The sequence below is a fragment of the Variovorax sp. J22P240 genome, assembly GCF_030316855.1.
Lineage (GTDB): Bacteria > Pseudomonadota > Gammaproteobacteria > Burkholderiales > Burkholderiaceae_C > Variovorax.
In genome coordinates, this window is the sequence record NZ_JASZYR010000027.1 from 1 (window position 1) to 16,917 (window position 16,917).

14 protein-coding genes and 1 pseudogene are annotated in these 16,917 nt (G+C 64.7%); 6 read left to right on the plus strand and 9 right to left on the minus strand.

The genetic code is table 11. The features are described from left to right. Window positions 1–115: 115 nt before the first annotated feature. The 3 genes and pseudogenes from QTI24_RS30395 to QTI24_RS30405 form a co-directional block, all read left to right on the plus strand. Window positions 116–373, plus strand: a pseudogene (locus QTI24_RS30395) (hypothetical protein); the annotation flags it as partial. A gap of 153 nt (window positions 374–526) precedes the next feature. Then, entirely contained in the window at window positions 527–847 is a 321-nt protein-coding gene (locus QTI24_RS30400) for a low molecular weight protein tyrosine phosphatase family protein (RefSeq protein WP_286605570.1), read from the plus strand. A gap of 406 nt (window positions 848–1,253) precedes the next feature. Beyond that, a complete protein-coding gene (locus QTI24_RS30405; RefSeq protein WP_286605572.1) occupies window positions 1,254–1,784 on the plus strand; it encodes an SLOG cluster 4 domain-containing protein in 531 nt (176 codons plus the stop codon). A gap of 473 nt (window positions 1,785–2,257) precedes the next feature. Here QTI24_RS30405 and QTI24_RS30410 read toward each other — a convergent pair whose 3' ends face one another. Further along, window positions 2,258–3,412, minus strand: coding sequence for an epoxide hydrolase family protein (locus QTI24_RS30410; protein ID WP_286605573.1), 1,155 nt, complete (start codon window positions 3,410–3,412; stop codon window positions 2,258–2,260). Window positions 3,413–4,130: 718 nt separating this feature from the next. Between QTI24_RS30410 and QTI24_RS30415 the strand changes: the two genes are divergently transcribed. Beyond that, a complete protein-coding gene (locus QTI24_RS30415) occupies window positions 4,131–4,577 on the plus strand; it encodes a universal stress protein (RefSeq protein WP_286605574.1) in 447 nt (148 codons plus the stop codon). Window positions 4,578–4,780: 203 nt separating this feature from the next. On the opposite strand, the gene QTI24_RS30420 is transcribed toward QTI24_RS30415, so the two are convergent. The 3 genes from QTI24_RS30420 to QTI24_RS30430 form a co-directional block, all read right to left on the minus strand. Next, on the minus strand, window positions 4,781–6,352 hold the full coding sequence (locus tag QTI24_RS30420) for an alpha/beta hydrolase family protein (protein WP_286605576.1): 1,572 nt from the start codon (window positions 6,350–6,352) through the stop codon (window positions 4,781–4,783). Between the two features lie 298 nt (window positions 6,353–6,650). Then, on the minus strand, window positions 6,651–7,040 hold the full coding sequence (locus QTI24_RS30425; protein WP_503011333.1) for a hypothetical protein: 390 nt from the start codon (window positions 7,038–7,040) through the stop codon (window positions 6,651–6,653). Window positions 7,041–7,268: 228 nt separating this feature from the next. After that, window positions 7,269–8,153, minus strand: a complete 885-nt coding sequence (locus tag QTI24_RS30430) for a LysR family transcriptional regulator (protein WP_286605578.1) — start codon at window positions 8,151–8,153, stop codon at window positions 7,269–7,271. 120 nt (window positions 8,154–8,273) lie between these two features. On the opposite strand from QTI24_RS30430, the gene QTI24_RS30435 reads away from it, so the two are divergent. After that, a complete protein-coding gene (locus tag QTI24_RS30435) occupies window positions 8,274–9,467 on the plus strand; it encodes an Acg family FMN-binding oxidoreductase (protein WP_286605581.1) in 1,194 nt (397 codons plus the stop codon). A gap of 69 nt (window positions 9,468–9,536) precedes the next feature. On the opposite strand, the gene QTI24_RS30440 is transcribed toward QTI24_RS30435, so the two are convergent. Both QTI24_RS30440 and QTI24_RS30445 read right to left on the minus strand, forming a co-directional pair. Then, window positions 9,537–10,223, minus strand: a complete 687-nt coding sequence (locus tag QTI24_RS30440; RefSeq protein WP_286605583.1) for a DUF6351 family protein — start codon at window positions 10,221–10,223, stop codon at window positions 9,537–9,539. Between the two features lie 302 nt (window positions 10,224–10,525). Then, complete coding sequence (locus QTI24_RS30445) at window positions 10,526–11,035, minus strand: hypothetical protein (RefSeq protein WP_286605584.1); 510 nt, start codon at window positions 11,033–11,035, stop codon at window positions 10,526–10,528. 668 nt (window positions 11,036–11,703) lie between these two features. Here QTI24_RS30445 and QTI24_RS30450 point away from each other — a divergent pair. Beyond that, window positions 11,704–12,978 (plus strand): hypothetical protein, encoded by a 1,275-nt coding sequence (locus QTI24_RS30450; protein ID WP_286605585.1) that lies wholly within the window; start codon window positions 11,704–11,706, stop codon window positions 12,976–12,978. Window positions 12,979–13,195: 217 nt separating this feature from the next. Here the strand turns inward: QTI24_RS30450 and QTI24_RS30455 are convergent, their stop codons facing one another. The 3 genes from QTI24_RS30455 to QTI24_RS30465 form a co-directional block, all read right to left on the minus strand. Next, window positions 13,196–14,083 (minus strand): alpha/beta hydrolase, encoded by an 888-nt coding sequence (locus QTI24_RS30455; protein WP_503011334.1) that lies wholly within the window; start codon window positions 14,081–14,083, stop codon window positions 13,196–13,198. Window positions 14,084–14,317: 234 nt separating this feature from the next. Continuing rightward, window positions 14,318–16,399 carry a sulfatase family protein gene (locus QTI24_RS30460; protein ID WP_286605586.1) on the minus strand — a complete coding sequence of 694 codons (2,082 nt, stop codon included), beginning with the start codon at window positions 16,397–16,399 and terminating at the stop codon, window positions 14,318–14,320. A 188-nt stretch (window positions 16,400–16,587) separates the two neighbouring features. Beyond that, on the minus strand, window positions 16,588–16,884 hold the full coding sequence (locus QTI24_RS30465) for a hypothetical protein (RefSeq protein ID WP_286605587.1): 297 nt from the start codon (window positions 16,882–16,884) through the stop codon (window positions 16,588–16,590). Window positions 16,885–16,917: the final 33 nt, after the last annotated feature.

Here is a 16,917-nt window from a genome sequence, read left to right on the forward strand (position 1 = left end):
CAGACCCTCAGCGATACTGCACCCACTCGGCTGTCCGCAGTGGCACGCTGAGCACCGTGCATCTCAGCCCTGTCCGGGCTGAAGACTTACACCATGCGCTGGGACGTGACCTGCACCGGCCCCCGCGCCAGCGAGCCCGCCCGGCCTCGTTCATGACTCGCCCGACACAAGCAAAGGCTGCCAAGCTGACCGAGTGCCGGACGCAGCCCTTGTCGGGAAGACGGAAGCCGACGCTCTGGCCCTGCTCAAGGGTTGCCCTTGGCGCATCGGAGAACGGGACGGCCAGCAATTTCCCGGCACCATGGACTTCGAACCGACGCGGCGGACGTTGGGGATTGCCGCTGGCAAGGTGACTTGGGTTCGGCGCGGATAGTCCGGAGACGACCGCAGGATGCAAGCGCGAGCAGTGCGCAAACCGAGGTTGATAGCGTTGGCGGCGCCGTAGACCCGCAGGCGGGCATCAGCAGACGTTCGAAGCCCTGCCAGAATTCCGGCCTCAATTTCGCCTGGTTTCAGACCGCCACCCATGCGACGCGTGCTCTTCATCTGCAGTAGAAACAGGCTCCGCAGCCCGACCGCGGAGAACTTGTTCGCTGGCCCTGGTATTGAGACGGATTCCGCTGGGCTCGCGCCCGACGCGGAATGCGTACTGAGCGCCGAGCAGCTCGAGTGGGCGGACCTGATATTCGCGATGGAGAAGCAACATCGGGTCAAGCTCAAGCACATATTCGCGTCGTCCTTGCAGGGCAAGAGAGTCGTGTGCCTTGATGTCCCTGACCGGTACCAGTTCATGCAGCCTGAACTCGTCGAGTTGCTGCGGCAGAAGGTCGGTCAATACCTGCGGTAGTCGGCCCCACACGTCCGTACATGGAATTCTGTCGCGTACCGGCGGCATTCGGCCGCCGGGGAACAGGTCGAACAATCCGACCTTGATGAGCGTGGGTACCGAGAACTCGAGTTCCTTCTCGACCTCGCCTGTCTCACCACTGTAGCGAGCACAGCCTGTGAAGAGGCTACCTTCTGCTTGAAGACCGGCCCGGGATCAACATGGATGGCAAGGAGACGGGGTGCCTTGTGAGCACAGTGGCGTCACTGAACGAGGCAACGACGAACGCCATAGTCGCAGCGGAAGCAGGCGTTCCCTGCAGAATACCGAGCTTAGGCAGTCGGCCACGGAACGGGCTTCCAGCCATAGGCGAGGATTGCACCACAAGGCAGACATAGGACGAATCCAACGCCACCTGGGGGAGTTGATGACCCGATCGAATCGTCGAGCACAGGTTTGTGTGTTGGGCAGTGCCGAGCCAGGCTCGCGCGCCTACGAATTGGCCGGTGAGGCCGGTGAACTTCTTGCCCGATTGGGCATTTCATTGATCAGCGGATGCGGCAGTCCGGCCACAAGGGTGGCGGCCGAGCGAGCCTTGGCTGCCGGTGGTTTGGTCATCAGCATCATTCCTAGCGGGGAGATGCCCGATCCGGACTGGCCGGCAACGGTCGTCATTCCCTCCGGCGTGGGAGATGCGCGCAATCTCCTGATGGCGCTGGCCGGAGACGCCTGCATCGTGATCGGTGGCCGCGCCGGGACCATCTCGGAGGTCTGCCTGGCCTGGTTGCACAAGCGCCCGTTGCTACCTCTGGTGGGCTGTGGGGGTTGGTCCGAGGGCCTTCCCGACAATCCCCCTGACGAGCGGCAGAACTCGCCGATCTTGGCGTGGAGTTCTGCCGCTGATCTGCAGGCCCAGTTGCGATCCCTCGGGCTTGCACCTCCGGTGGTTGGGAGGTAGCCCCATTGGTCGGGGGCGCACGAGCGATGGCTCGGCAAGATCGGCAGCGGCCGCTATGTCGGGCGCGGCGTATCGGATTGGTTGGCAGCCGGGACACTGCCGATCCGCATGGAGAATATGGACGGGCGTTGCGGCCACGCTCCGTGCGATCGCACGGATCGAACGCCTTCTTCTGCGCGCAATGCCGCGGCCTATGCGAAAACCGGATCGACGAGGACTGCTGCAGGCGACCACCACGGCAGTGCGCGAGCAAGGTTGCGCGCCGGTGTTCGACACGTTCGCGAGGTCGGCGTGCCTGGCTTCGGCATGGCCTTCGCATGGGCGAGCACGGCATGGGCGCGATCCGCATTGCCACGCTGACCGCGCGCTTCGGCTTCGGCTTCGAGCGCCAGATGCGCCAGATGCGCCAGATGGTCGTTCGAAACCGAACTGCGCGGCTTGGGTCTTGGCGCCTGACCCACGCCGCCGATGTCTCAGCCGGCGCGCAACGGACGGTAGAAGGCGCGGATCTCCGCCGCCAGCGCGTCCGGCTCTTCCATCGCCGCGAAATGGCCGCCGGCCGGCATTACGCTCCAGCGGCGGATGTCGGTGAAGGTGCGCGCGGCGAGCGAGCGCGGCGGCCGAACGATCTCCTTGGGGAATTCGCAATAGCCCATCGGCACGTTGACGGTTTCGCCGTCCGGAATCGGCCAGGGCCCGTGCTGCCGCGCGTAGTACGGCCAGAACGATGACCCGATAGCGCCCGTGAACCAGTACAGCGAGACGTTGGCAAGAATCTCGTCCTTCGAGAATGCGGATTCGATGTCGCCATTGCAGTCAGACCAGGCGCGCATCTTCTCGACGATCCATGCGGCGAGCCCCACGGGTGAATCGGTCAATGCGAAAGCCAGCGTCTGGGGCCGGGTGCCTTGTTGGGTGCTGTAGCCGGTCTCCTCGCTGAGCCAGCGCTTGAGATCGATCCGATACTGACGCTCGGCGGCGTCGTCGCCAGTCAACGCCGCGGGATCGCGCCGCAGCGGCAGCAGATTCAGGTGCACACCGATCGTTTTTTCCGGATGCACCAGCCCCAACCGTGCCGACACCGATGCCCCCCAGTCCCCGCCCTGCGTGGCGAAGCGACGATAGCCGAGGGTCTCGCTCATCAGCGTCGCGAAAACGTCGGCGATCTGCTCGACCGAGAAGCGCGGCTGTCCGGGTGCGAACGACAGGCCGTAGCCGGGCAGGCTGGGGGCCACGACCGTGAAGGCATCGGCCGGGTCGCCGCCGAAGCGCGCCGGGTCCGTCAGGTGCGGGATCATTTCCATGAACTCGAACACCGAGCCCGGCCATCCATGCGACAGCAACAGGGGCATCGGACGCGGGCCGACGCCTTGCACATGCAGATAACGCAGGTCGATGCCCGCCAGCGGCACGCTGAACAGTGGCCAGGCGTTCAGCCGCGCCTCCTGTGCACGCCAGTCGAATTCGTGAAGCCAGTAGGCGGTGAGCCCGCGCATCCACGCAAGGTCTGTCCCGTAGGCCCAGGGTTCGCCCGGCGCCTGGTCGGGCAGACGCGTGCGCGCCAGCCGCTCGCGGAGATCGGCGATGGCGGGTTCGGGTACGTGCAGGTGGAAGGGGGTTGGGGTCATGGCATCTCCGCGTTTGCTCTTGCCGTGGACAATTCCGGATCCGGGCCGCGTGCGGCCGCCAAGATCGGCAATGCCCAGTATGTGAACTCCGGAGATTCCCTGGCAAGTCTGCGCTTCGCGGTGTTGCCGAGCATGCTCGTTTCCAGTTGTTGTCGAACCGGTGCTCCAGCGAGGCAAAGTAGGTCTGAGCGGTCGAATCCCAGCGCGCCCAATCGGCCGCGGTGGACTTCGAGCGCTCTCAGTTGGAGCGAAACCCCTCGCTGTACCAGACGGGCAGGCCGCCCCACATGGGGCCTCACTCATCCACACTTCCTGGGCCAGGTTTCAAACAACTTGCCCTTGAGCTCCAGCCCTTGCTGCACCAGGCGGGTTGGCGCACAGGGCAAAGCGCATTTTGGTCTCTTGTCGTGATGGCCTCAAATACCTCGGCGCTCTCCCAGCAGGTCTCGGGAGCGGGCGGTGCCATTTGTCAGAGGTTGTTTACGGAATCCAGCCCACGTGGGCGGCTCGCGGGCGTCGAATCCGATCCTCTTGCCGGGTCCTCCGCTCCGTAGGCCAAGGGAAGGGCGGGCCCCTGAGGGAAATTAAGCGAAGCCAGGAGGAACCGAACGATGAGCACGGTCCGGGACTCGCCCGGATCAGGAGGTCCAAGATCATGCTTTCGCGAGCCCCCGAACATCGTCAAAGTATGGTTTCCGCAAACCCCAGGAGATTCGACATGTTCAAACGCATTCTTGTGGCTACCGATGGTTCCACGCTTTCCGAACAGGCCGTTGCCAAGGCTATCGACCTGAGTTTGCTGACCGATGCGGAACTGCATGCGATCACTGTGGCACATCTAGAACCACACAGCTATTTCGAAGGTTCGTCCGTGCTGAGCCAGCGGCAAGTCGAGGAGTCGCATCAGCGGTCAGTCGCGGCGGCGCAGGCTTTGGTCGATGCAGTCAAGGGTATCGCGCTCGCAAAGGGCGTTCGGCGTGCGGAGGCCGTTGTCGCGAAGTCGAACCACGTGGCTGAATCGATCGTCGAATTCGCGAAGACTCACGACTGTGACCTGATCGTCATGGCGTCTCACGGGCGCCGAGGACTCACGCGACTGCTGATGGGCAGTGAGACCCTGCACGTCCTGACCCATTCGCACACGCCTGTTCTGGTGCTACGTTAGTGGTAGCAGGAGCCCGGCCGCTTTTCGGTTCGGCATCCCAGCGTGTCTTGATAGGGATCGGCACACGCGTGCCTGCACCGGATCCTTGCATGGTCCTCAAATCGGCAGACCGATGAAGGCGACCCTCCGTCGTGGGAACGAGTTGCGATGACGGCTACGCTGACATTAGGAGACCCCGTTGCATCAAGGTCGCGGTGGACTGCTCAGCCACCGGCGTTGAGCACGCCTTCGAAGAACACCCGTGCCGACTGCATGCAATAGGCCGGCACGAGTTGCCCGTGGTACGCGAGGGCCACGGACTGGTCCTTGTCGGCGTCGGTTCCGGGCGACGCTGCCCGCTCTTGCGCTTTGGCCTGCGCAAAACCCGCGCGCGCTGTGGCGTACGCATCGTTGACACCCGTCGATTCCAGGTCCACCACGGTGAGCGACGACGCGGCCATGCCGCGCGCGCGGAAGTAGCCGGCCGTCGCCAGGCTGCTGTTGAAGTTGACCGTCGGGTCATTGGCACCGCCGCACATCAGCACGGGCCGCGTCGGCAGCCAGTTGCGCAGGTCGTTGGCCACGGCCGCCTTGCGCAGGCCGGTGGTAGGTGTGCAGTCGAGCGGCGAAGGGGTGTTGAGCGAGGCCGCCGTCGCGGGCAGCGCATTGCCAGGGCAGGGGCGAGCCTTGACGTCGTCAGACCAGGTCGTCAGGTAGCTCTGGCGCACCAGATGGTCTGCGCCGTAATTGATGGCCACGCTCGCGTTCACGGGACCGGGTGTGGCATTCGCCGGAAAGAACGCGTACTTGGGCAGCTTGCCTGAGGAGATCAACTCGTCGCTCGACAGGTAGCTCGGCAGCAGCGTGTCGATGCCCGAGGCGTACTTGTCTTCGTAGATGTCGCTCGGGGCCGCGTAGACGCTGCCGAACTGCTTCTGCCAACTGGTCGTGATCATCGGGAAGAACACGGTGCTGCCGAGCTCCGGCAAGCCGGCCGCGGAGTAGTCGATCAGCAGGCTGATTGCCGACGGCGCGGACAGCGGGGCCGAGGCCGTCACCGGCATCCCTGTCGCCTGCATCTCGCGATGCGCCGCCAGCGCCGCGTAGCCGCCTTCCGAATATCCGGTGACCAGCAACGTGCCACCATCCGTTGCCGAGATCGCGGCCAAGGTCGAGCGCGCAGCCCTCAACGCGTCGATCATCTCCTTGCCCTGCTGGTCGGCATTCAGGAAGGGGTGATACGGCAGCGGCGACTTGTCGTAGCCCGCGTAGTTGGGTGCCACCACGATGTAGCCCTGCGCCGCGAACATGGCCGCCACCACCACGCCTTCCGCAGCGGCCGGCTGGTTGGTGTTGGTCAGGTTGGAGATGTCGTAGTTGCGCTCGGTGGCCGTGCCGTGACCGTACAGCACCATGGGGCGCGGTCCGTTGCATGCGGGGTCGGTGCCGGCGGGAAGCATGATCGCGGCGCTGGCAGGGACCGACTCGCCTTGCGCGCCGACGGTCTGGTACTGCAGGTAGCGCACGTCGATGCCGCACTTGGGCACGCCCGCGGCGTTCAGGAGGGTCTTGCCGGTCGAATCGACGTCGAGCACGGTCTTGAATTCATCCACCGACCAGCGGACGACGCGCTCCGGGTCGGCCGTGAGCGCGGTGCCACGAGGCGGCGTCGTGACCGAGCCCGCAATGGCCGTGGCCAACGCGTTGCCGCCGCCGCTTCCGCCGCCGCAAGCCGAGAGCATCAATACGCCTGCAACGGCAAGAGTGGAGGCAAGGAAGTCGACGGTTCGGTTCATGGGCTACGGGTCTCCAGCAAAAAGGGTTGAATCGCGCGAGGATGCCCGCAACCACCCTTGCTGCCGTGCCAGCGACAGCCGACTTCGCGTGAAGCGTCGGGCCTACAGATGCCCAGGGTTCCCCGAGCAAGGGCTGGACGTTTCCAAACGCCCGCAACGAGCCAAAAGCGCAACGGGGTCTGCATGATGTTCCGCGCGCAGTGCTGTTTACGGGATCAGACGCTCAGCGGCGACATGGGCCGAGGCAACCGCCATCGCTGGCGAGGCCATGGCGATGCGGTGGCGATCGGCGCGGGACCTACTTCGTGGCCGAGGCCGGTACGGGGGTGACCTTTTCGCGGATCAACCCTCCGCCCATCACGCTCCCGCCGGTAGTGCTGCCCGCACCGCCCCGCACGCGCGCTTCGCAATCAGCCTGGTCCGCGGCAGGTTGCTCCTTGCAGCGTGCCATCGCGTTGGCGTCGTAGTCCGCTGCCGGCGCGCTGGTGAGGCCGCCGCGGGCCGCCTCTTGACGCGCGGCGCCGGCCTCGCGCAGGCATGCCGCCTTGTCCTGCTGCACGCCGTCGCACGTTGCGCGTTCGCGCTGTGCGCGGGCGTCGGCGCCGGATGTCGCCGACTGAGCCAAGGCCGGGCCGGCCAGGAGCATGGAGATCAGACAGAGGTTGGCGGCGGCGATTCTGTTGTTCATTGGTTCTTCCTTGTTCGATCAGACACCGCCAATGTGGCCGCAAGACCGCGCAGGGTCTGTCGGCCGAGACGCTTTCCGCCCCGTTCGCGCTCCGACAGTAGAAAGCCAGCGATCCGGCAAGCGCCTGCAGCCAGCCCCGTACGAGCGGTCCAGCCACAGCATCGTCCGCCGGCGCAGCAACCTCACGGCACGCGTGCCGACGACGGCGCAGTGCTGAGCCGAGCGCGCTCAGAGCGCCGCCGCGATGGCACGCGCGAGAAAATCGTAGACCGCGCGAATGCGGCGGTTGCTGCGGATCTCGCGATGCACCACCAGCCATACCGGCAGCGCCGGGATGTCGAGCATCGGCAGCAGCGGCTCGACCTCCGGGTCCGTGCGCAGCATGTAGTTGGCGACGAAGCCGATCCCGAGCCCGGCACGCACGGCCTGCCAGTAGGCGTTGAGATCGTCGCTGCGAAAGGCGAACTGCTCGCGCGCGAAGTGAAGGCCCATCGCCTCGAAGCCGCGCAGGATGCTCTTGTCACGATCCAATCCCACGAGCTCGTGCCCCGCCAGGTCGCCGGGCTGGCGCGGAATGCCGCGCCGCCGCACATAGTCGCGGTGCGCGCAGGCGCTGAAGCTCACCTTGCCCACCCGCTTGATCACCAGCGAAGCCTGATCCGGCTGCACCATGCGCACGGCGATGTCGGCTTCGCGGCGCAGCAGGTTCGTCACGCTGTTGCTGGACACCAGCTCGATCTGCACGGTCGGCAGCGCCTGGCGCATTCGCGCGATCAGCGGCGGCATCAGGTTCACCGCAACAGGCTCGCTCGCGCTGATTCGAACGGTGCCCGAGACGAGCGCGTCTGCGCCTGAGACTTGGCGGGTCAGCGCGTTGGCCGCGGCTTCCATGGCACGCGCGTTGCCGGCCAACTGCAGCGCCATCGGCATGGGCAATAGCCCGCGGCCGGTGCGTTCGAAGAGCACCGTGCCGAGCTGCGATTCGAGTTCGGCGATATGGCGGCCTACCGTTGGCTGGCTCGAGCCAAGCGCACGGGCCGCGCCGAGCAAGCTACCGCATTCGAGCGCTGCGAGGAACGAGCGCACCAGGCGCCAGTCGAAATCCGGGTGCATTGACGAAACGGTGCTATTCAAAAATGCATAGCTGTTATGAGGACTCAGGCAATTGTGATGAGCGGCCGCGCTTCTGACAATGGGCATCACCCGCAACCTTCTAGCCCCGAGGAGCCTTCCATGATCCAGCGCCGCACGTTCGTTCGTCTACTCGGCAGTGGTATGGTCACCGCCGCCGGTGCCGGCTCACTGGCCCTGTGGTCGCTGTCCCCGGAGTTCCCCGCCGAGGCGGTCGAGATCTGGCGCGGCCCCGGCAGCGAACCCGACGTGCGAAGGCGCGCGATCGCGTATGCGGCGACTGCGCCCAACCCGCACAATCGCCAACCCTGGATGGTCGATCTCCGCACGCCCGACACGATCACGCTCTACTGCGACGTCGAGCGTCTGCTTCCGCAAACCGATCCTTTCGGCCGCCAGATCCTGATCGGTCACGGCGCCTTTCTCGAGCTGATGGTAATGGCGCTGGCCGAGCAGAACGTCCGGGCGGAGGTCACGCTCTGGCCCGAGGGCGAGCTGCCGCGCACGCTCGCGCAATGGTCGCGCCGGCCGATCGCGCGACTCAGGCTCATGCCCGGTGCGCAACCGGACCCGCTGTTCGCGCAGGTGCTGTCGCGACATACACCCAAGATGCGCTTTGACATCACGCGTCCCGTCACGGAGCAGACGCTTCAGCAGGTGGTCGCCGCAGGCGCCGCAGTCGACGTGACCAGCCGCGGAACAGTCGACATGGCGCTCGTGCAGCCCCTTCGTGAGCTGTGCCTGGACGCGGCTCGCGTCGAACTGCTGACGCCCGCGACAGTCATGGAAAGCCTTCGCCTCATGCGCGTGGGGCCTGACGAGATCCTGCAGGACCGGGACGGCATCTCAATCAACAGTCGCGCGGCGCGCGTCTTCTCTGCATTGGGGCAGTTCGACCGCAGCCGGCCGCCAGCCGCTGACAGCCCAGCCTTCAAGCAGGCGTTGCAGATGTTCGACGACTACAGCAGTACGGCCATGGGCTTCGTCTGGCTGGCGACTGCGCGCAACGGGCGCACTGACCAAGTCCAGGCGGGGCGCGCCTATGTGCGCCAGCAGCTGCAGGCCACCGCGCTCGGGCTCGGCGTGCATCCGATGAGCCAGGCGCTGCAGGAATTTCCGGAAATGGCGGTGCCCTACGCGGCGGCTCATCGCTCGCTGCTGGATGTAGCGGCACCGCGCGGCGCTGAGGACCCGACACTTCAGATGATGTGCCGAATCGGCTATCCGGTCGCGTCGGTCCAGGCAACGCCACGCCGCCCGCTCGTGCAGTTCATCATCGGCGGCGCCGCGGCCTGATCAGGCGGGCCGGCGCTCCGCTTGAGACCCATGGCTGCAGGCGCGTAGCCTGCGCCCGGCGATTCCGCGTCACTCACCCGGCAGCCGGCCGTGCCAGGTCCGGTTGCGTGTAGTCGCACACCCCCTCGGGGAAAATGCGCTCGAGCTGCTCGATTTGTCGAGCACTGGGCGCGCCGACTTGCCATAGGGGCCATCGGTCAGCGCCTGGTCCACCGGCGTGAGCGCGCAGCGGTAGATGCCGCCCTCGATCGGCGCACCGGCTACCGTGCGCGACGTGCCGTAAAGCGGGAAGCTTTGCGCACATGCACCCGCGGCCTGACTGTCCAAGATGCCGGCCCACACGTCGTTGCCCGCGCTCATGCGCTGGCCTTGCAGGTTGAAACAGGCGTCCACGGCATCGGTCGGCTTGTTGCCCACGATGCCACCCGCAGGATTCGTGCGCATGTTCGCGAGCCACTGGTCCATGACGTCGAGCGCCTGCATCGACTGGCTTGCCTTGGGCGTGCCGGGCGTGGTGTCGGTGAACCACACGACCAGGTCGTCGCTGTGACCCATCTTCTGCAGCACGCGCTGGCGCACGGCGAAGGACTGGTGGCTGTTGTGCATGTCCAGTTCGCGTTCCATGTACTGGCGATGATCGATGGCCGGTACGTCCAGACGCCCGGTGAACACATGCCCCGAGGTGTAGGCCGCCCGCATCGCGAGCAGGTCGCCCGCCGTGCGCGGCGCCGGCGCATCGGCCGCGGCCAATCGCATGTTGCGCCGGCTCCAGGGGTCGAAATAGCCGGGCTGGGTCAGCGCCTTGTTGACGTTGATCGATCTGCTGTTGACAGGTCAGAGCGAGGTTGTCGCAGACTAGATGGCTGCATCCTTGGGATGCCGCAAGGGAGAAAGATTCATTGACCGCAATGAAGAGGGTCGGACAGCCGGCTCTCACACAGGGTATCGGTAGCGCAAGATCCTGGCGGATTCGGCGTGGCCTACGATTCCACCCGCCTCGCGGTTCCTGCCTGACAACACGCTTGTGAGAACCTACAGTGAACCGCGAAAGCGGAGTGTCAGAGATCCACTGCAGCGGTGGCCCCTTGCTGCGCCTTCCAGGCGCCGAGCAGCAGCACACCCCCGGAATTTCCAACCGACAGCTGCGCATCCGGAGACACCCATGCCCGGCTGGCCCCTCGTTCGAACGCTGGAGCCCCGTACTTCTGCGTGAGGGCACTCTGGACATGCACCCAATCGCCTGGGTCCTTCATGTCGATCCAGACGCTCACGAGCTTGCCGTTCTCGATTCGAAGAAAGGTCGCCTGAATCGGCCGAGAGGCCAGCTTGCCTCCATGCTGTATGCATGAGAAGCCGGCATCGTTGCGGTACTTCTGCCATTGAACAGGGCAGCCGACCATAGCCTGGCCGGGCGTGAACCCTTTCAGCGAGTACGGCTCGGCGGGAGCAGAGGTGTCCGCTAGGGAGGAGGCGAAAGCAACGGCAGCGCCCAGCAAGCCTGCGCCGAGCACGCCCCACCTGCAGCGAGGCAGTGCGAGGGACGACGAGGTGCGGAGACGGGGCTTCATGGGCCGGGATGGTAGGGCAGCAACAGCGCACCAGCAACAAAAGCTCCGGAAGATGGTAATAGTACCGGCCGGCTCCTGCCGGCCGCCCCGCCCAAGGCGCCTACGAGACGGCCCGACGCCGGGTCGCCTGGGTCGACGGCAGCTTGGATACTCGACTCGGGTATGACGCAGACCACGTCGCCTTGGAGGGCCTACCGCCAGACGAAGCCCTGCATGCAGGTGTTCGGACCGAAGGGCCCGGATCCCGCAATCCAAGCCTCGCGCGCATCTATCGGCATGCGAAAGAAGACTTTTATAGCGAAAGTCAAAAGGGTCGTGAAATACGCACGCGCGTCTCATTGCTAGTCCAAAAGTTGTCAATAGAATCGCGCCGCTCCCAACATCAGACAACCAAAGTATTCATGAGGCAACAACAATTGATCAGAACGCTCGTTGCTACTGCCGCCGTTCTGGCCCTCTCAGCATGCGGAGGTGGCGGAGGCGGTGGATTCGCCGGCTTCCCTACCGGCTCCGCACCGGCCAACGCCCAGGCCCCTTCTCCCCCCTCGGGACCGTCCGGATCTGAAACCCCGACGCTCCCGACCTCCAGCAAGCTCAGCGGCCTGGCTGCCACCGGTGCGCCGGTGGCCAATGGGGACGTATCGGTGCGCTGCGCAACGGGCGCCGCGGTGACCACCACGAGCGATGCGAGCGGTGCGTGGTCGGCGACCATCACCGACCAGACGTTCCCGTGCCTGGTCACGGTCAGCGGCGGCAGCGTTCCCGCGGGACAGGCGCTTTACTCGCTGGCGCTGGACGCCACCCACCTCAATGTGACCCCACTGACGGGCCTTGTGCTGGCGAGTGCACTCGATGCCGCGCCGTCAGCGATCAACGCAAGCAGTCTGAGCTCGTCGGTATCGACGGCACTCGCGCAAGGTCTGGCCAAGGTCAACGCCATCTTGACGGCATCGGGCTACAGGCCGACGAATGGCAATCCACTCACGGCCCCGTTCCAGGCGAGCGCCGGCGACGAGCATGACGACTTGATCTCCACCCTGATGCGCTCGCTCGCAGATGAAAACATCGGCTATGACGCACTGCTCACGTCAATCGCGACCGCGGGCAATGGCAGCGTGCCCATTCCACTGACCCACGTCTACAAGGCGGCAGAGCTGACCCAGGCGGCCATGCCGCAACTGAACAACGCGAGCCTTGCAGTAAGCAATGGCGAGCTGTCGATGGTGCTCGGCGGCTCAGGGGCCGCATCCAATGTCGGGGCCTACGTCGGGCCGGGGACAGGGAACAAGGCCATCCTTCAACTGCCAGGCCTGAACGGAGTGAAGCTGAGCACCTTCAAGGACATGACCCTGGACGTGAAGGGCGAGAGCAACTACTACAACGGCTCGGGACTTCCCAACCTCTACACCTACGTGAACTTCGTGGTCGATCTCCAATGCACAGGACAGCCTCTTGCAGCGGGCACGACGATCGATCAGGTGCGCGCCCAGCGACGGATCGTGATCTTTGATCCGTTCTACAAGTTCATCCAGCGGGACAACTCGATCTCGGCCACCGACTTCTTCAGTGCCAAGTTCGATTTCGGGACTGGCGGGTGGCGCGCTTCGGCCGGAACGTCGCTGGGCAGCGGCGTGTTCGTGCCCAACCTTCAGCCCCAGGGCTACAACGGAAGCGAGACACTGCAGACCTTCGACTTCCAGACTTACCCCAACGCGTGCATCGTGGACGGCATCTCGGCCGATGGTGGGCTGTACCGCGACACCACCGACCCGCAGTGCGTGACCTCGGGTGGCTTGACCGGCAACATGCCAGCCAGTTGCGGGAAGACCCACAGTGGCGCACTGGTCGTCCTGGGCGGCAGCACCATCCTGACGGTGAGCGAATGGAAGGTGAAGAAGGTTCGCTTCAACGGCACGAACGTGCGCAACTTCGTTTTCCAATAGGTCGACGCACCTTGAAATGAAGCCCCGGCGCTCGACGCGGGGCTTTTTTTTCCCGAAGTGACTTCGCCATCTCCACCACGGCCTGCTTGTCGAAGGCGTTGATCTCATCCACCCGTCAGCAACCGATCGCAGACGACAGGCCAAGCCCGGCGGACAGGACCGCACGCGCATCAACATTCATGAGGACTTGAATTCGGGAGTGGTCAAGTGACTTCAATCATCGCGAAGCTGCAGGGCCAGCGTCGATAAAGTCCACCACGTCGTCGACGACGGGCGCCACCCAATGCAGCGGCCAGGCAAAAGCGCCTATCAGACTCGTGTGGCTCGCGAGTTCGTACAGCTTCAGCGTTGTCGGCACGCCCGCCGCCTCCAGCTTGCCGGTCAGCTGAAGCGTGCTGCGCCGCGGGCTGACCAGACGGTCGTCAGTGGCGGTCCCGAGGAAGCTTCGAGGTGCATTGGACGACGCGAACTCGATGGGCTGGGCCTGCCTCGGATAGTTGGGATGAAAGAAGACCGGCTGTACCTCGGGGTTGTCGGTCGGAAAGAAGTCGTACGGCCCCGCCAGCCCGATCCAGCCGGCGAGCTCGGCTGGCGAATGGCCGGTCGCCCTCAGCCACCGCGGATCCAGCGCCAGCATGGCAGCGTTGTAGCCGCCGGCGCTGTGGCCCATGACGAATACGCGATTCGGGTCGCCCCCCAGGCTGGCAGCCTTTTCCAGGCCGTAGGCAAGCGCCTCTGCGCTGTCGCGCAGGAAATCCGGGTAGCGCACCGCGGGGTACAGCCGATATTCGGCGATCAAGGTCAGCACGCCACGCGCGGCCAGAGCCTTGCCAACGAAGCGGTAATCCGCGCGCGCCCCCGAATTCCACGAGCCGCCGTAGAAGAAGACCACGACTGGCCATCCGGCGTGCAGTGCGGGCGTCGTGGGGCGATAGATGTCCAGGCGCTGCGCGGGCAGGGCGCCGTAGGCCACATCCGCCTGAACGATGGCGGAACCTTCCGCAGACAAGGCGTTGAGCGTGCCGACCGCCGAGCAGCCGCCAATGCACAGGCCGAGCGCCGCCAGCGCCGCCGCATGCAAAAAGTTGTTCCCAATCAATGGCATCTCCACGAAGGGCGGTCGAGAAGAAGGCGCCTCATCCTGGGCTGTTTCTCAGTTCGCAGCGCCAACCAGATCGGCTTGGAGCGCTTCAACAACAGGTGAAGTGAGATCCGCCCAGACGCGAGCTTGCCGCCAACCGCCAATGCGACGCATCGAAATGTTTGGTCTCTCCGGTGGACGACGGCCGAAATCGGCGGGCAGTGAATTCGGAGGTCATCGCGGTGTCTGCAACGTGACTCATCTGGGCAGCCAGGCAGCCGAGGGATCGAGACCATCGCTGGGGTATGCAAACATCGAGGCTTCGGCGTTGATGCGCCACTCGAGCATGCGCTGTTTCATTCTCGCGAGTTCTTCAACGTCGACATCGCGCAGCGATGCCAGCTCTTTGGGGTCCTTGTCGAGGTCGAAAACCTCCATCGGCTCACGGTCGAAACTGTAGACGTATTTTCGATGGCCGTGTCGAGCACTCAAGAACGACCAGTCGATGCTGCTCGTGTAGAAGAGCTCCCGCTCCGGATCGACAGCGTGAAGCAGCGATTGGCCAGGCAGTTCCGCGCCTTGGATCTGCAGGCCAAGCAATTCGGCAATCGTCGGAAAGACGTCGATCTGCTGTCGTGGGCCGCGCACTCTGCCGGGCGCCAACGCCATGCCAGGCGCGTAGATCAGTGTCGGCACATGCAGGCCCTCTTGATAGATCGCGTTGTGGATCTGCTTGGCCCCATGTTCGTCGAACATCTGTCCGTGATCGCCCACGAACACGAATATGGTGTCTTTCAACACCCCGAGCCGCCGATAACCTTCCATCAGAGTCGAGAGCACGCCATCGATGTAACGCAGGCAGTTGTAATAGGCGTCCAGCTTTGGATTGGAAACACCTTCGAAGACGACCTTTCGCCATGTCGAGGGCGTCTCGAAGTTGTGGTGGCCAACGTTGGTCATCACCGCAGTGAAGAAGGGACGCTTGGCCCGGACCTGGATCGCCGTCCAGTCGAGGATGGGCTGGACCATCCACTCGTCCGCGATGCCGAAATAGGTCACTCGTTCGGCCCCCAAGCGTGCGAGTTCCTTCTCGGTCTGGATGAATTCGAAGTTGAAGATGTCGACGACGTCGAGGTCGTTCTGGAAATGCAGATCCGTGGGCGTGAAGAAGCTGGTTGCATACCCCGCTTGGCGCAGTACCGACGGCAGCGAACGGATGCGAGGCTTTTTGCGATTCTCGCGCGCCCAGTTTTGGGTTCCCTCGTTGGCCAGTGGGTACTGTCCTCCAAGAATAGCGACCCACGCGGCAGCGGTGCGCGGAATGACCGCTGTCATGTCCTCGACCACGAGGCTGTCGCTGGCCAGGGATGCCATGAATGGGGTCGTCTGAAGCGTCGGCGTGTACATCGTGGTCGACACCGCGCGCATCGACTCCAACATCACGATCACTACGTTCTTGCGATCCGTAGCCTCCGTCTGTCTGGCCAGCATTTGCGCGCTATGCCAACGTGGCCTGCCGGTCCGCACAAACTCCGCGGCCACACTCAGCTGGATGTCATGCGCAAGCGTCGGGGCCGCGGTCTTGGCCAGCGTGATCAGCGTCCCCTCGGTGTGCCGCAACAGCGGCAGAAAGCCATGGGCCGGTGCCGGCAGGAGAATCCCCAGCGCAAGCGCCAGCGCCAGCACGCCCTCTCCCCACCCCTGCCGACCGGCGAGCATCGGCAGGGCAGCAAGCCTGCGATGGTGCCAAGCCCACCCTGCTGCGACGAAGATGCCGCCCCCGATTGCCAACGCGCGGAAGGAGGTCGCCTCCGGCGCAATAAGGGGAGCCACTTCCTTCACGTTCAGCGCCGCAAACAACAGCACCCTTGAACTCGTGGGCTGGCCGGTGGCGAGCTGATAGGCCAGATCGATGCCGACGAGGGCGCACAACGCGATCACCACCATTTGCAAAAGGAGCACCATGCCGGCCCTGGCCCGGGCGGGCGTGAACTTGAGGACCAGCCCCAGCGCGAATACGACGACGGCGATAGAGACAATGTCGCGCCACAAGCAAGCGACCAGCCCTGACACCTGGCCCGCAGCGGTGATGGTCCAGACCTGCAGCGTCCGAGCCACGGTGTGATCGTCGCCCGTCATCGGAAACATCAACGCGAGCAAGATCAGCACTGCGACAGAGATCGGCACAAACGTCCATCGGCGTCGTGGCAGAACAAGTCTTTGGATCGCAAGGCCCGCAAGCATCGCCAGGAGGAAGTGCAAGGAAGTGAACCACCAGAGCCATTGCAACAATGCGACCCACCGGAACGCGTCTTCCGGAGCGGCGAAGAGCGCGTTCATCACAAGGGCGGTCTTGGCGAGTCCCAGCCACAAGGCCAACGGAATCAGCAACACCCATGCGAGCCGCCAGGGACCTTGAGCAGACCGAGGCGCTGGGGTAGAGCGGATCATGATGTCCGGCACTCTTCTCGAGCAGACAGCTGCTGCCCGTTCAGTGCCACAGAGTTTGTCCGATGCGCGCTCGGTACTCATAACGGCGCTTTCGCCAGACTGCGGTGCGCTTCGCGCGAGTCGTTCTCGATGTTCTCGCCGAAACGTGGCGCTTGAGGTCCGATTCTCTGACCAATGCCGAGGTTGGTTTCCAAACGCGTCCTTGTCCTTGACGTGCGCGTCAAGGGCATCGGAAGTTCGCCCTCGACTGCGAGGATGCCGCTGTCGATGTCGCCCAAGGTTCCGTGCGGCAGGACTTTCCAGTCGTGGTTCGGTCTGGGCATGGAAACTCCTTTCCGCTCGACATCGCGCCTTTCGTTGCGCATCGTGCCCACGGCGGCAACCAGCGAACAATAGGTCGCCTTCCA